Consider the following 14,411-nt stretch of genomic DNA (forward strand, 5'->3'; position numbering starts at 1 on the left):
TTCTTAATTCTTTGCGACAGCGGGTTGGGCTGTCGTCGGCGCTACTGGTTCCCGCCAGCCAACAGCAAGGCCGTTGGCGTAGCGCAGATCGATGCGCGCAATGTTCGTAATCTGTTCTTTGAGCGTCTTGTCATAGATGGCAATGAAGCGGCGCATCTTTTCCACCAGGTTGCCGCGTCCCAGCAGCAGCTCGATCCCGGGGCCGGAACTGCCGGCACCGGTGGTCAGGAACCAGCTGCCACGTTCACGCAGCTCCAGCCGCGCAATCGAGAAGCCCAATGGCCGGAGCATCTGGCTCAGCACCTGGTATTGCTGCATCACTTGCTGCTGGGCCCGCTGCGGACCGAACAGCTGCGGCAGGTGTTCGTAGTTCGCCAGTTCCTTGGGCGTGAACGCCTGGCCCTGGTTGTTGAGCAACGACTCGTCGCCCCAACGGGCCACCGGCAGTTGCTCTTCGAGGCGGATCACCACCTGGTCCGGCCACACCCGACGTACTTCGGCGTGGGCGATCCAAGGCATCTGCTCAAGCTCGGTGCGCATGCTCGCCAGGTCGATGGTGAAGAAGCTCGACGCCACGTACGGGGCGATTCGCTGCTGCACCGCCTGCTGGCTGATGTAACTCAGGTCGCCCTGCACCGCGATCTTGGTGATCGGCCGGTCGGCGTACGGCAGCAATCGCTGCGCGCCTTCGTAAGTGCCGAACCCCAGGGCCACCAGCAGCACCGGCCAGAACAGACCTTTCAAAAAGCCGAAGTTGGCTTTTGGCAGGCGCGCGGACATCGGCTCTTTGGCCACCATTCGGCTGGCACCCCGCGGCACCGGCTTGCGGCCGGGTGCGGGTGGCTGATGTCTGAGCTGTGCGCCTTGCATGGTTTTAACCTCGCGCCTCTTTCTTGCCGTCGGCATCGACACTGGCGGCCAGAATGGCCAGGACCAGCTGCTGGAAATCCAGACCGGCCGCTTTCGCCGCCATCGGTACCAGGCTGTGATCGGTCATGCCGGGAGCGGTGTTGACTTCCAGGAACCAGAATTTGCCGTCGGCGTCCTGCATCACGTCCGCCCGGCCCCAACCGGCAATACCCAGCGCCTCGCAGGCTTGCGCCGTGAGGTCCATGAGTTCTTTTTCCTTGGCGGCATCGAGCCCGCACGGAATCCGATACTGGGTATCGTTGGCGATGTACTTGGCGTCGTAGTCGTAGAACGTGTGCGGCGTACCCAGGGCGATAGGAGGCAACACCTGGTCACGCAGGGTGGCGATGGTGAACTCCGGACCGTGGATCCATTGCTCGACCAACACTTGCGAATCGTAGGTACTGGCCGCTTTCCATGCGTCGATCAACTCGGACGCAGAACTCACTTTGGCCATCCCGATACTTGAACCTTCATGCGCCGGTTTGACGATCAAAGGGAAGCCCAGTTCCGTCGCCGCCGAAATACAATCGGCCTCGCTGCGCAGCACGGCGTGACGCGGCGTCGGAATCCCGAGCGTGTGCCAGACCTGCTTGGTGCGCAACTTGTCCATCGCCAGTGCCGAAGCCAGGATGCCACTGCCGGTGTACGGAATGCCGGCCACTTCGAGCAGGCCCTGCATGCTGCCGTCTTCACCGCCACGACCGTGGAGGATGATGAACGCGCGGTCGATCTTCTCGCTCAGCAGGCGCTGCAGAATGTCGGCGCCGACGTCGATGCCGAACGCGTCCACACCTGCGCTTTGCAGCGCAGTGAGCACGGCATTGCCGGACTTCAGCGAGACTTCACGCTCGGCACTCAGGCCACCGAACAACACGGCCACACGGCCGAAATCCTTCGGGGCGATGGTGGAGAACAGATTGGCGTAGGCAGCAGTCATTTCAACTTCCCCTCGACCGATGCCGCCACGGCACCGGCGAACAACTCGCTTTTCAACAGTTTCGGTGCGAGACCGCCGATGTCACCGGCGCCCTGGCACAGCAGAATGTCGCCGGCACGCAGCAGCGGCTTGACCAGTGGCGCCAGATCGACGCCGCGCTCGATGTAGATCGGGTCGAGCTGACCGCGCTGGCGGATGCTGTTGCACAGCTTGCGGCTGTCGGCGCCCGGGATCGGCTCTTCGCCGGCCGGGTAGACTTCCATCAGCAGCAGCACGTTGGCGTCGGCCAGGACATTGACGAAATCGTCGTACAGGTCGCGGGTGCGGCTGTAACGGTGCGGCTGGTAGACCATCACCAGACGGCGCTCCGGCCAGCCACCGCGCACGGCTTTGATCACGGCTGCGACTTCGGTCGGGTGGTGACCGTAGTCGTCGACCAGCATCACATTGCCGCCGTCCACCGGCAGTTCGCCGTAGACCTGGAAGCGTCGGCCGACACCCTGGAAGCCGGACAGGCCCTGGACGATGGCCTCGTCGCTGACGCCTTCGTCGGTGGCGATGCAGATGGTCGCCAGGGAATTGAGCACGTTGTGATTGCCCGGCATGTTCACGGACACATCAAGAGGCTCGCGATCAGGGCGCAGCACGGTAAAGAAGGTCTGCATGCCCTGCTGACGAACATTGATCGCGCGCACGTCGGCGTCTTCGCTGAAGCCATAGGTCACGGTCGGACGCTTGACCAGCGGCAGGATTTCACGCACCACCGGATCGTCCAGGCACATCACCGCCAGACCGTAGAACGGCAGGTTGTGCAGGAACTCGACGAAGGTTTTCTTCAGTTTGTTGAAGTCACCGTCGTAGGTCGCCATGTGGTCGGCGTCGATATTGGTGACCACAGCCACCAGCGGCTGCAGATGCAGGAAGCTTGCGTCGCTTTCATCGGCTTCGGCAATCAGATAACGGCTGGTGCCGAGCTGGGCATTGGTGCCCGCAGCATTCAAACGGCCACCGATGACGAAGGTCGGATCCAGGCCACCCGCCGCGAACACCGAAGCGATCAGGCTGGTGGTGGTGGTTTTGCCATGGGTACCGGCGACGGCGATGCCGTGGCGGTAGCGCATCAGTTCGGCGAGCATTTCGGCACGCGGCACCACCGGGATGCGGCGTTCCAGTGCGGTCGCCACTTCCGGGTTGGAGGTGTTGACGGCGCTCGACACCACCAGCACATCGGCGGCAGCGGCGTTCTCGGCACGGTGGCCGATGAAGATCTGCGCACCGAAGGATTCCAGGCGCTCGGTCACCGGCGAAGCTTTCAGGTCCGAACCGGACACTTCATAGCCCAGGTTCAGCAGCACTTCGGCGATGCCGCACATGCCCACGCCGCCGATCCCGACGAAGTGGATGCGACGGATGCGGCGCATTTCCGGTTGCGGCATGGCTTTCTGATTCTCAACCATGGGCCACCTCCAGACAGGTATCGACCACGCTACGGGTGGCTTCGGGTTTCGCCAGACGGCGGGCCGCTTGGGCCATTTGTTCGAGTCGTTGCGGTTGCATCAAGACCTCTGTCAGGCGCGCGGCAAGGTCCGCGGCACCAGTCGTTCTTTGCGGCATCAGGAAGGCAGCGCCTTCGCGGGCCAAATAATCGGCGTTGCGGGTCTGGTGATCGTCGATCGCGTGGGGCAAGGGCACCAGCATCGAGGGCAGACCGGCGGCGGCCAGTTCGCTGATGGTCAATGCGCCGGCGCGGCACACCACCAGGTCAGCCCAGCCATAGGCCTGGGCCATGTCTTTGATGAACGGCTGCACCTGCGCATCCACGCCGGCGGCGCGGTAGCGCTCTGCAGTCACTTCATCGTGGTTTCTGCCAGCCTGATGGAACACTTCCGGACGCAAGTCGGCAGCGACTTGTGCCAGGGCTTCAGGCAGCAACTTGTTCAACGGCTCTGCGCCCAGGCTTCCGCCCAGGATCAGCAAACGCGCCTTGCGTCCGGCCAGGGCCGGGCGCGGTGTTTCGAGGAACAGCTCGCTGCGCACCGGGTTACCGGTGGTACGGCGGCTGTCCGACAGGGTAAAGGTGTCGGGGAAGGCTTCACACACCCGGGCGGCGAACGGCACCAGCAACCGATTGGCGGTGCCGGCCACGGCGTTCTGCTCATGAACGATCACCGGCACGCCGGCCAGTTTGGCGGCAAGACCACCGGGGCCGGTCACATAGCCGCCGAATCCGACCACGCACACCGGCCGCAAGCGGCGAATGATCGCCCGCGCCTGCCACACCGATTTCAGCAGCATGAACGGCGCCTTGAGCAGCGACAGCTTGCCCTTGCCACGCAGTCCTGTGGCGTTGATGCGGTGCAGTTCAAGACCCGCCGCCGGCACCAGATCGTTCTCGATCCCGCGCGGCGTACCGAGCCAGTGCACGGTGTAGCCGCGTGCCTGGAATTCGCGGGCACAGGCCAGCGCCGGGAACACGTGGCCACCGGTGCCGCCGGCCATGATCAATACGTTAGCGCCCATGGTTCGGCTCCTCGGCGAAGTCGCTCTCATGGAATTCCATCTCTTCACTGCCCAGGTGGGTCCGGCTCTCCCACTCGATCCTCAGCAACAGGCCAAGGCAGGCGCAGCAGATCACCAGGGAACTGCCGCCATAACTGAGGAACGGCAAGGTCAGGCCCTTGGTCGGCAACAGGCCGACGTTCACACCGATGTTGATCAGGAACTGGCCGATCCACAGGAACGACAGGCCGTAGGCAACATAAGCGGCAAAAAACTGTTTGGCTTTCTCGGCCCACAGACCGATGTACATGCCGCGAATACACACGAACACGAACAGCGCCACGGTGCACAGCGAGCCGACCGCGCCGAGCTCTTCGGCCAGCACCGAGAACACGAAGTCGGTGTGCGCTTCCGGCAGGTAGAACTGCTTCTGCACGCTGTTTCCCAGGCCGACGCCCAGCCATTCACCGCGACCGAACGCGATCAGGGCTTGCGACAACTGATAACCGGCGCCGAACTGGTCGGCCCACGGGTCGGCGAAGTTGGTAAGACGCGCCATCCGGTACGGCTGCATCTGAATCAGCAACACCACCGCACCGACGGCCAGCACCACCATCAGCGAGAACCGGAACAGCCCGACCCCGCCGAGGAACAGCATCGCCGCCGCAGCGCCCATCATCACGACGGTGGCACCGAAGTCCGGCTCCATCAGGAGCAGGCCCGCCATCGGCAGCAGCACGATGAACGGCTTGAAGAAGCCCATCCAGCTCTCGCGCACTTCTTTCTGGCGACGCACCAGATAACCGGCGAGGTAGATCACCACGAACACCTTGGCGATCTCGGACGGCTGCACGTTGAAGAAGCTGAAACCGATCCAGCGCATCGAACCGTTCACCTCACGGCCGATCCCGGGGATGATCACCATCACCAGCAGGCCGAACGCGCCGATCAGCATCAGCCAGCCCAGCCGCTGCCAGGTGGCGATCGGAATCATCATGGTGACGACGCACGCGCCCAGGCCCAGCACCACGTAGATCAGGTGACGGGTCATGTAATACAGAGCACTGCCCGACTGCGCTGCGCCGACTTCTGTCGATGCCGAGGCGATCATGATCAGGCCCAGACCGAGCAACGCCAGGCAACCGGCGAGCATCGGGAAGTCGAGGTCGATTCCGCGTCCGGTAATGAGCGGCGACGGGTATGGCTTGATGATGTTTCTCAAGCTCATGCCAGATCCTCCACGGCGCGGACGAACTGGTGACCACGGTCTTCGTAGTTCTTGAACATGTCGAAACTGGCGCAGGCCGGCGACAGCAGCACCACGTCACCCGGCTGGGCGGCGGCGCGGCATTGGGCGACCGCGTCGACCAGCGTGGGCGCGCGAATCAGCGGAACGGCATCGCCGATCGCTTCGCCGATCTTGTCGGAGTCGCGGCCCATCAGGATTACGGCGCGGCAATGAGCCGCCACCGGATCGCGCAGGTCCTTGAATTCGGCACCCTTGCCGTCGCCACCGGCGATCAGCACGACCTTGCCGTCGATGTCGGCACCCAGGCCTTCGATGGCGGCCAGTGCGGCGCCCACGTTGGTGGCTTTGGAATCGTTGTAGTAACCGACGCCGTCCAGATCACGCACCCACTGACAACGGTGTTCGAGACCGGCGAAGGTGCGCAGCGCCACCAGCATGGCGTCGAACGGCAGCCCGACCGCGTGGCCGAGTGCCAGCGCCGCCAGGGCGTTGGACTGGTTGTGGGCGCCGCGAATCTTCAGTTCGCGCACCGGCATCAGGTTCTGGAATTCGAAGGCCAGGTATTTCTCGCCATTCTCTTCACGCAGGCCGAACGCCTTGAAATCCGGTTTGCTCAGGCCGAAGGTCCAGCACGGCTGGCCCTCGCCCATCAACGGACGGGTCAACGCATCCTGACGGTTGACCACGAACTGCTTGGCGCCACGGAAGATCCGGTGTTTGGCCAGGTGATAGGCCGGCAGACCGCTGTAGCGGTCCATGTGGTCTTCGCTGATGTTGAGCACGGTCGCCACTTCGGCGTTGAGCTGGTCGGTGGTTTCCAGCTGGAAACTCGACAGTTCCATCACGTACAGCTCGACGTCATCGCTCAGCAGATCCAGCGCCGGCGTACCGAGGTTGCCGCCCACCGCCACGCGCTTGCCGGCCGCAGCCGACATCTCGCCGACCAGGGTGGTGACAGTACTTTTCGCGTTGGAACCGCTGATGGCCACAATCGGCGCCTTCGCGTTACGCGCGAACAGCTCGATGTCGCCGGACAGCTTCACGCCACGGGCCGCGGCGGCTTGCAGGGCCGGGGTCGCCAGCGCCAGGCCGGGGCTCACGTAGAGCTCGTCGGCACGGCACAGGAACTCGACGTCCAGCTCGCCACAACGCACTTCCACGTGCGGATAGTCACGCTGGAGCGTGGCCAGTTCCGGTGGATTTTCCCGCGTGTCGGCCACGGCAAACGCCACGCCCCGGTTCGCCAGGAAGCGAACCAGGGACATGCCGCTCTTGCCGAGGCCGACAACGATGCGGAAGTGGTCAGAAGCGATCAGAGACACTCGTTCTACCTCAGCTTCAGGGTGGCAAGGCCGATCAGCACGAGAATCACGGTGATGATCCAGAAACGGACGATCACGCGCGGCTCGGGCCAGCCCTTGAGTTCAAAGTGGTGGTGAATCGGCGCCATGCGGAACACACGGCGACCGGTCAGCTTAAAGGACGCAACCTGAATGACGACTGACAGGGTTTCCATCACGAACACGCCGCCCATGATGAACAGGACGATTTCCTGACGGACGATCACCGCGATGGTGCCCAAGGCTGCGCCCAGCGCCAGTGCGCCGACGTCACCCATGAAGACTTGCGCCGGGTAGGTGTTGAACCAAAGAAAACCCAGGCCGGCACCGATCAATGCGCCGCAGAACACAATCAGCTCGCCTGCGCCCGGTACGTAAGGGATCAGCAGGTATTCAGCGAATTTCACGTTACCCGACAGGTAGCAGAAGATGCCCAGACCACCGCCGACCATCACCGTCGGCATGATCGCCAGACCGTCGAGGCCGTCTGTGAGGTTGACCGCGTTGCTCGAACCGACGATCACAAAGTACGTCAGCACGATGAAGCCTGCGCCCAGCGGAATGCTGTAGTCCTTGAGCATCGGCAGGATCAGGGTGGTTTCCACCGGAGTGCTGGCCGTCATATAAAGGAAGATCGCCGCGCCGAGGCCGAACACCGACTGCCAGAAATATTTCCAGCGGCTCGGCAGACCACGGGAGTTCTTCTCGATCACCTTGCGGTAGTCGTCGACCCAACCGATGGCGCCGAACAGCAGGGTCACCAGCAGCACGACCCACACGTAGCGGTTGCTCAGGTCAGCCCACAGCAGAGTGCTGACGCCGATCGAAGACAGAATCAGCGCACCGCCCATGGTCGGCGTACCGGACTTGGACAAGTGCGATTGCGGGCCGTCGTTACGAACCGACTGACCGATCTGACGGTTCTGCAGGGTGCGGATCATCCACGGGCCGTAGCACAGCGACAGGACCAGCGCGGTCAGCACACCGAGGATCCCGCGCAGGGTCAGGTACTGGAAGACCGCGAAGCCTTTGTAGAACTGTTGCAGATACTCCGCTAGCAGCAGCAGCATTAATGTTTCTCCAGACTGGACCCGCACAGGGCCGCAACGATGTTTTCCATCGCTGCGCTGCGCGAACCCTTGATCAAAATGGTGGTGTTTGTGTCCTGCTCGGCGCCGAGGGCCTGGATCAGTTCGGCCTGTGTGCCGAAGTGCTGCGCCTCGTTACCGAATGCGTTCACGGCGTGGACCATGTTCGGCCCGACGGCGTATAGCGCGGAAACCTTGCCCCGGGCGTATTCGCCCACGTCGCGATGCCCCTGCTCCGCCCAGTCGCCCAACTCGCCGATATCCCCGAGCACCAGGACGGTGCGGCCGGAAAAGCCGGCGAGTATATCAACGGCCGCGCACATCGAGGTGGGGTTCGCGTTGTAAGTGTCATCGATCACGCGCATGCCGTTTTTCGCCAGTTGCGCGACGGTGCGACCCTTGACCGGTTGTACCGCGCCAAGCCCGGTGGCGACGCCGAACAGCGACACACCCAAGGCGTGCGCAGCAGCAGCAGCGGCCATGGCGTTGGCGACGTTATGAGTGCCGAGCAGGTTCAGTTGAACCCGTTCCACACCTTCAGGACTGTGCAGGTTGAACGCCGGGCAGCCACGGGCATCGGTGGCCAGATCGCTGGCATGGAAGTCCGCCTGAGTGTTGCTCAATGCGAAAGTCAGCACTTTGCGACCGGCAGCGCGGGTCTTCCAGATGCCAAACGCCTTGTCATCGAGGTTCAGCACAGCGACGCCGTCGGCCGCCAGCCCTTCGATGATTTCGCCTTTGGCTTCGACGATTTTCTCCGGCCCGCCGAACTCACCGACGTGGGCGGTTCCGGCGTTGTTGAGGATCGCTACGTGCGGCTTGGTCAGCCCTACGGTGTAGGCGATTTCACCTAGACGCGAGGCGCCCAGTTCGATCACTGCCGCGCTGTGTTCCGGGGCGAGTTCGAGCAGGGTCAGCGGTACGCCGAGGTCGTTGTTCAGGTTGCCACGGGTCGCGTGTACCGAACCGCGTGTGCGCAGGATGCTCGCGAGCATTTCCTTGACCGTGGTCTTGCCGCTGGAGCCGGTGACTGCCGCAACCGGTTTGGTGAATGCGGCACGGTTCAAGGCACCCAACTGGCCGAGAGCCTGACGGGTGTCCTTGACCAGCAATTGCGGAAGCGTGCTGTCGGCGACTTCGCGCTCGACCAATGCCGCAACGGCGCCTTTGGCGGCGACTTCATTCAGATAGTCATGACCGTCGAAACGCGGGCCGGTCAGGGCGATAAACAGTTGGCCAGCCTTGATCGCGCGGCTGTCGATGCTCACACCGTCAAAACTGGCATCGGCGCTGATCAGACGGGCGTCGAGCGCGTTGGTCAGTTCGCTGAGTTTCAGGGCCTTAAGCATGGGCCACCTCCCACGCGGTCAGGGCGTGATCCGCCTCGACCAGATCCGAGAATGCATGGCGCTCGCCGTTGATTTCCTGATAGTCCTCGTGACCTTTGCCGGCCAGGACAATCACGTCGTCGGCCGAAGCGCCGGCGATCAGTTGCGCGATGGCCTGGCCACGGCCAGCCACGAACGTCACGTTATCCACAGCCGTGAAGCCGGCGCGGATGTCATCGAAAATCACCGCCGGGTCTTCGGTGCGCGGATTGTCATCGGTGACCAGCACGCGGTCGGCCAGACGCTCGACCACTTCGGCCATCAGCGGACGCTTGCCGCGATCGCGATCACCGCCGCAGCCGAACAGGCACAGCAGTTGACCTTTGACGTGCGGACGCAACGCGGTCAGTACTTTTTCCAGGGCGTCCGGGGTATGCGCGTAATCGACCACCACCAGCGGCTGGGTGCCACCGCCGAGACGCTGCATGCGTCCGGCCGGGCCTTCGAGTTTCGGCAACACCTTGAGAATTTCGTCGAGCGCGTAGTCGAGACCGAGCAAGGCGCCGACGGCGGCGAGTACGTTGCTCAGGTTGAAACGACCGAGCAGCGTGCTGCGCAGATGGTGCTCGCCCTGTGGCGTGACCAGCGTGGCGCGCACGCCATGGTCGTCGAACTGCGCTTCACGCACATAGAGATAGGCGCTGCTGTCGAGCAGGCTGTAAGTGATCAGCCGCGACTCGCGCTTTTCAGCGGCCAGTTGCCGGCCGAAGTCGTCGTCGAGGTTGACCACGCGGCACTTCAGGTCATTCCAGGCAAACAGCTTGGCCTTCGCTTCCGCGTAGGCCTCCATGGTGCCGTGATAATCCAGGTGATCGCGGGACAGGTTGGTCATCACTGCCACGTCGAACGCCAGCGCAGTAACCCGGCCCTGATCCAGACCGTGGGACGAAACTTCCATGGCCACGGCTTTGGCGCCGGCCTTTTTCAGGTCGCCCAGGGTCGCTTGCATGGCGATCGGATTCGGCGTCGTGTGCAGGCCGCTTTGCAGCGAGCCATGGAAACCGGAGCCCAAGGTGCCGACGATGCCGCAATGCTGACCGAGCAGATCCAGCGCCTGCGCCACCAGTTGAGTCACGCTGGTCTTGCCGTTGGTGCCAGTGACGCCGATCAGATTCAGATGATGACTCGGCTCACCGTAAAAACGCCCGGCGATGTCCGACAACTGCGCCGCCAGGCCCTTGACCGGAATCAGCGGCACTTCGGTGATCGGCAGCACGGTGGCGCCTTCCACTTCATAAGCCACGGCAGCAGCACCGCGCTGCAAGGCGTCGGCAATGTGCGCACGACCGTCGAACCTGCCGCCCGGCACGGCGAGGAACAGGTCACCCGCGCGCACGTTGCGGCTGTCGAGCGCCAGTTCACGGATCAACAGATCGTGGCCGGCGTGGGGGAAAATCTTGTTCAGACTCAGAGACATCAGCCGCGCCCTCCATTGGCTTTCAGCGGAACGGCCGGGGTGGCGTTGGCCTGTTGTGTGGTCGGCAGGTTGTCCGGGGTGACGTTCATCAGGCGCAGGGTGCCCGACATCACACGGCTGAACACCGGCGCCGAGACCAGACCACCGAAGTAACCGGCCTTGGTCGGTTCATCGATCACCACGACGATTGCATAACGTGGATCGCTCATCGGGCCGAAACCGGCGAACAGCGAGCGGTAAGAGTTTTCGGCGTAGCCCTTGGTGCCGACCGACGTTTTACGCGCGGTACCGGACTTGCCGCCCACGTGATACGCCGGCACTTGCGCACGGAACACGCCGCGCGGAGCTTCGATCACTTGTTGCAGCATGCCTTGCATGGTTTTGGCGACGGCTTCCGGCAGCACCTGGGTGGTCTGCGGTGCCTTGTCGGTTTTGATCAGGGTCAGCGGTGCGAGACGACCGTTGTTGGCCAGCGCCGAGAATGCATGCACCAGCTGGATCGCAGTCACCGAAATACCGTAGCCGTACGACAGCGTTGCGGTCTCGGCCTTGCGCCACTCGCGGTAGTTCGGCAAGTTGCCGACACGCTCGCCCGGGAAGCCGAGGCCGGTGTCCTGACCGAGGCCGACTTTCTGTGCGAGGCGGAAAATGGTTTCGCCGCCGATGTCGAACGCGACCTTGCTCATGCCGACGTTACTGGAATTGATCAGAATGCCGGTCAGATCGAGTACCGGACCTTCGGTCTTCGATACGTCCTTGATCGTGTATTTACCGATCTGCAGGGAGCCCGGATACACCTCGACGGTGTCGCTCGGTTTCCAGCGGCCGGTTTCGATCGCGGCGCTCATCGAGATCGCTTTCATGGTCGAACCGGGTTCGAACACGTCGATCATCGCGCGGTTACGCATCATCGCCGGTTGCAGGTTGCGACGGTTGTTCGGGTTGTAGGTCGGCTGGTTGACCATGGCGAGAATCTCGCCGGTCTTCACGTCCATGATCACCAGACTGCCGGCCTTGGCGCCGTTCTCGATGATCGCGTTGCGCAGTTCGCGGTTGGCCAGGTATTGCAGGCGCAGGTCAATCGACAACGCCAAGGGCTTGCCGGCCTTGGCGTTTTTGGTGACCTGGACATCCTTGATCAGCCGTCCGCGCCGATCTTTGATGACTTGCCGCTTGCCGGGCACGCCGGCCAGCCACTCATCGTAGGCGAGTTCGACGCCTTCACGACCGTGGTCATCGATATCGGTGAACCCGACCATGTGCGCCGTCACTTCACCGGCCGGGTAGAACCGGCGGAATTCTTCGATGCCGTAGACACCCGGGACTTTGAGGTCGAGCACGGCCTGGCCCTGCTCGGGGGTCAACCCGCGCACCAGATAAATGAATTCTTTGTTGGCCTGGGCTTCGAGACGTTCGGCCAGGGCTTTCGGATCCTGCCCCAGCGCGGCGGCCAGTGCCGGCCACTTCTCTTTGGCGGTCTGCATTTCCTTGGCATTCGCCCAGAGCGTGGTCACCGGGGTACTCACGGCCAGCGGCTCGCCGTTACGGTCGGTGATCAGACCACGGTGAGCCGGAATCGGAATGTGCCGAAGACTGCGCGCGTCGCCCTGGCCTTTGAGGAAGTCTCGGTCAACCACTTGCAGGTCGATGATGCGCCAGCAGATGGCCGCGACCATCACGCCGAGCAGTGCCACCATCAGACGGAAGCGCCACGGGAAGAGAGCCCCTTCGAGTTTCATCATGGCGCCACCATCTTCACGTCAGCTGCGCCGGGGATGTGCATCTTCAGTTGTTCGGTGGCCAGCACTTCGATCCGGCTGTGGGCGGTCCAGGTGCTTTGCTCCAGGATCAGGCGCCCCCACTCGGCCTGCGCCTTGTCGCGCACGCTCAGTTCGTTGTAAAGGGTGTTGAGCAACTGCCGGTTCCAGTGGGCGCTGTAAGACACGCCGATGGCCGACACGAGCACGCCGATGAACAGCAGCAGCATGAAAAAGCTGCCGCCGGGCAGTGGCTTGGCGAAAAGCTTGCTCACCGCAGCTTCTCCGCGACGCGCATGACGGCGCTACGGGAACGTGGGTTGGCTTTGAGTTCGGCGTCGGAGGCCGTCTGCGCTTTGCCATGGACTTTGATTTTCGGTTCGAACGCAACGTGGCGAACCGGCAGGTTGCGCGGCAGGTTGTCGGCTTCGCCTTTCACCAGCTTGCGCATAAACAGTTTGACGATACGGTCTTCCAGCGAGTGGAAGCTGATCACGACCAGACGACCGCCCACTTCCAGGCATTCGAGCGCGGCTTCAAGACCCGCTTCCAGATCGCCCAGTTCGTTATTGACGTGAATGCGCAGGCCCTGGAAAGCGCGGGTTGCCGGGTTCTTGCCCTTTTCCCACGCCGGGTTGGCGACTTTCAGGACTTCGGCCAGATCGGCGGTGCGCTCGAACGGCGTGACATCACGGCGCTCGACAACGGCACGGGCCATGCGACCGGAGAAACGTTCTTCGCCGTACTCTTTGAAGACACGGGCAATTTCTTCCACCGGCGCGGTGTTGACGAACTCGGCTGCGCTGATGCCACGGGACGGATCCATGCGCATGTCCAGCGGGCCGTCGTTCAGAAAACTGAAGCCGCGCTCGGCGTCATCGAGCTGCGGCGAAGACACGCCCAGATCCAGCAGAATGCCGCTGACCTTGCCCGTCAGCCCCCGTTCGGCAACGACCGAACCGAGCTCGGCAAAGCTGCGCTGCACAACGACAAAGCGGCCGTCTTCGGCCGCTAGCGTTTGCCCGGTGGCAATCGCTTGAGGATCCTTGTCGAATCCGATGAGCCGACCGTCCGGCCCGAGCTTGCTCAGGATCAACCGGCTATGCCCGCCGCGTCCGAACGTGCCGTCCAGATAGCAGCCATCAGGGCGTACGGCGAGAGCCTCGACGGCTTCGTCAAGCAGTACGGTGATGTGGTTAAAGCCGCTATCAATAGTCACAGGATCAGATCACGCAGTTCGTCAGGCATGGCGCCCGGTTGTTGTATGGCAGCCAAGTCAGCGGCAGAAACCGCGTTCCAGGCATCTTCGTCCCACAGTTGGAACTTGTTCAGTTGGCCCACCAGCATCGCGCGCTTGTCGAGCTTCGCGTATTCGCGCAGGCGCGGCGGCACCAGGAAACGACCACTGCCGTCGAGCTCGAGGTCAACGGCATTACCAATCAATAAACGCTGCAGACGACGGTTCTCTTCGCGAAGCGAAGGAAGCGCGCGCAACTTGGTTTCGATAATTTCCCACTCATCGAGCGGGTAGACACACAAACATGGATCAACGGCATCAATGGTCACGATCAACTGGCCGGAACTGCGCGAATCGAGCTCGTCACGGTACCGGCTCGGCATGGCGAGACGGCCCTTTGCGTCGAGACTGATAGCGTTAGCTCCGCGAAACACGTCTGCGTTTCTCCAATTTTTATCGTTTTGAGCTCAAAAAACCCACTTCATGCCACTTTCCGCCACTTGCGCACACTATAGGAATGCGCCCACCACACCGTCAAGGCGCGGATTAAAGGAAAACCCTTACAGAACGGAGATTTAGGAGCATAA

General features: G+C 62.8%; 13 protein-coding genes. All 13 read right to left on the bottom strand.

The features are described 5' to 3' along the window. Positions 1 to 3 precede the first annotated feature (3 nt). Genes ACODTD_RS11150 through mraZ form a run of 13 tightly spaced genes read right to left on the bottom strand, consistent with a single transcriptional unit; the run spans position 4 to position 14,258 of the window. Entirely contained in the window at positions 4 to 870 is an 867-nt protein-coding gene (locus ACODTD_RS11150) for a cell division protein FtsQ/DivIB (protein ID WP_007956757.1), read from the bottom strand. A 4-nt stretch (positions 871 to 874) separates the two neighbouring features. Further along, complete coding sequence (locus tag ACODTD_RS11155) at positions 875 to 1,849, bottom strand: D-alanine--D-alanine ligase (RefSeq protein WP_007956758.1); 975 nt, start codon at positions 1,847 to 1,849, stop codon at positions 875 to 877. Next, positions 1,846 to 3,306, bottom strand: a complete 1,461-nt coding sequence (gene murC, locus ACODTD_RS11160; RefSeq protein ID WP_011335862.1) for a UDP-N-acetylmuramate--L-alanine ligase — start codon at positions 3,304 to 3,306, stop codon at positions 1,846 to 1,848. Before murC ends, ACODTD_RS11155 begins: the two co-directional genes overlap by 4 nt. After that, complete coding sequence (murG, locus tag ACODTD_RS11165) at positions 3,299 to 4,369, bottom strand: undecaprenyldiphospho-muramoylpentapeptide beta-N-acetylglucosaminyltransferase (protein WP_011335863.1); 1,071 nt, start codon at positions 4,367 to 4,369, stop codon at positions 3,299 to 3,301. The genes murC and murG overlap by 8 nt, the downstream gene beginning before the upstream one ends. Further along, the gene (gene ftsW / locus ACODTD_RS11170) at positions 4,359 to 5,576 is read right to left on the bottom strand and encodes a putative lipid II flippase FtsW (RefSeq protein WP_007956765.1); all 1,218 of its coding nucleotides are present in this window, start codon (positions 5,574 to 5,576) and stop codon (positions 4,359 to 4,361) included. Before ftsW ends, murG begins: the two co-directional genes overlap by 11 nt. Next, positions 5,573 to 6,919: a UDP-N-acetylmuramoyl-L-alanine--D-glutamate ligase gene (gene murD / locus ACODTD_RS11175; RefSeq protein WP_489104838.1), complete on the bottom strand. Its 1,347-nt coding sequence runs from the start codon at positions 6,917 to 6,919 to the stop codon at positions 5,573 to 5,575. Before murD ends, ftsW begins: the two co-directional genes overlap by 4 nt. Positions 6,920 to 6,924: 5 nt before the next feature. After that, a complete protein-coding gene (mraY, locus tag ACODTD_RS11180; protein ID WP_007956769.1) occupies positions 6,925 to 8,007 on the bottom strand; it encodes a phospho-N-acetylmuramoyl-pentapeptide-transferase in 1,083 nt (360 codons plus the stop codon). Beyond that, positions 8,007 to 9,374 carry a UDP-N-acetylmuramoyl-tripeptide--D-alanyl-D-alanine ligase gene (locus ACODTD_RS11185; RefSeq protein ID WP_221615256.1) on the bottom strand — a complete coding sequence of 456 codons (1,368 nt, stop codon included), beginning with the start codon at positions 9,372 to 9,374 and terminating at the stop codon, positions 8,007 to 8,009. Before ACODTD_RS11185 ends, mraY begins: the two co-directional genes overlap by 1 nt. Beyond that, positions 9,367 to 10,830 (bottom strand): UDP-N-acetylmuramoyl-L-alanyl-D-glutamate--2,6-diaminopimelate ligase, encoded by a 1,464-nt coding sequence (locus tag ACODTD_RS11190; protein WP_011335866.1) that lies wholly within the window; start codon positions 10,828 to 10,830, stop codon positions 9,367 to 9,369. The genes ACODTD_RS11185 and ACODTD_RS11190 overlap by 8 nt, the downstream gene beginning before the upstream one ends. Next, positions 10,830 to 12,569, bottom strand: a complete 1,740-nt coding sequence (locus ACODTD_RS11195) for a peptidoglycan D,D-transpeptidase FtsI family protein (RefSeq protein WP_170929382.1) — start codon at positions 12,567 to 12,569, stop codon at positions 10,830 to 10,832. Before ACODTD_RS11195 ends, ACODTD_RS11190 begins: the two co-directional genes overlap by 1 nt. Further along, on the bottom strand, positions 12,569 to 12,862 hold the full coding sequence (gene ftsL / locus ACODTD_RS11200) for a cell division protein FtsL (protein ID WP_007956777.1): 294 nt from the start codon (positions 12,860 to 12,862) through the stop codon (positions 12,569 to 12,571). Before ftsL ends, ACODTD_RS11195 begins: the two co-directional genes overlap by 1 nt. Continuing rightward, positions 12,859 to 13,806 carry a 16S rRNA (cytosine(1402)-N(4))-methyltransferase RsmH gene (gene rsmH, locus ACODTD_RS11205; protein ID WP_409438509.1) on the bottom strand — a complete coding sequence of 316 codons (948 nt, stop codon included), beginning with the start codon at positions 13,804 to 13,806 and terminating at the stop codon, positions 12,859 to 12,861. Before rsmH ends, ftsL begins: the two co-directional genes overlap by 4 nt. Further along, entirely contained in the window at positions 13,803 to 14,258 is a 456-nt protein-coding gene (gene mraZ, locus ACODTD_RS11210) for a division/cell wall cluster transcriptional repressor MraZ (RefSeq protein ID WP_007917012.1), read from the bottom strand. The genes rsmH and mraZ overlap by 4 nt, the downstream gene beginning before the upstream one ends. Positions 14,259 to 14,411 lie beyond the last annotated feature (153 nt).

The sequence above is a fragment of the Pseudomonas sp. FG35 genome, from assembly GCF_057809295.1.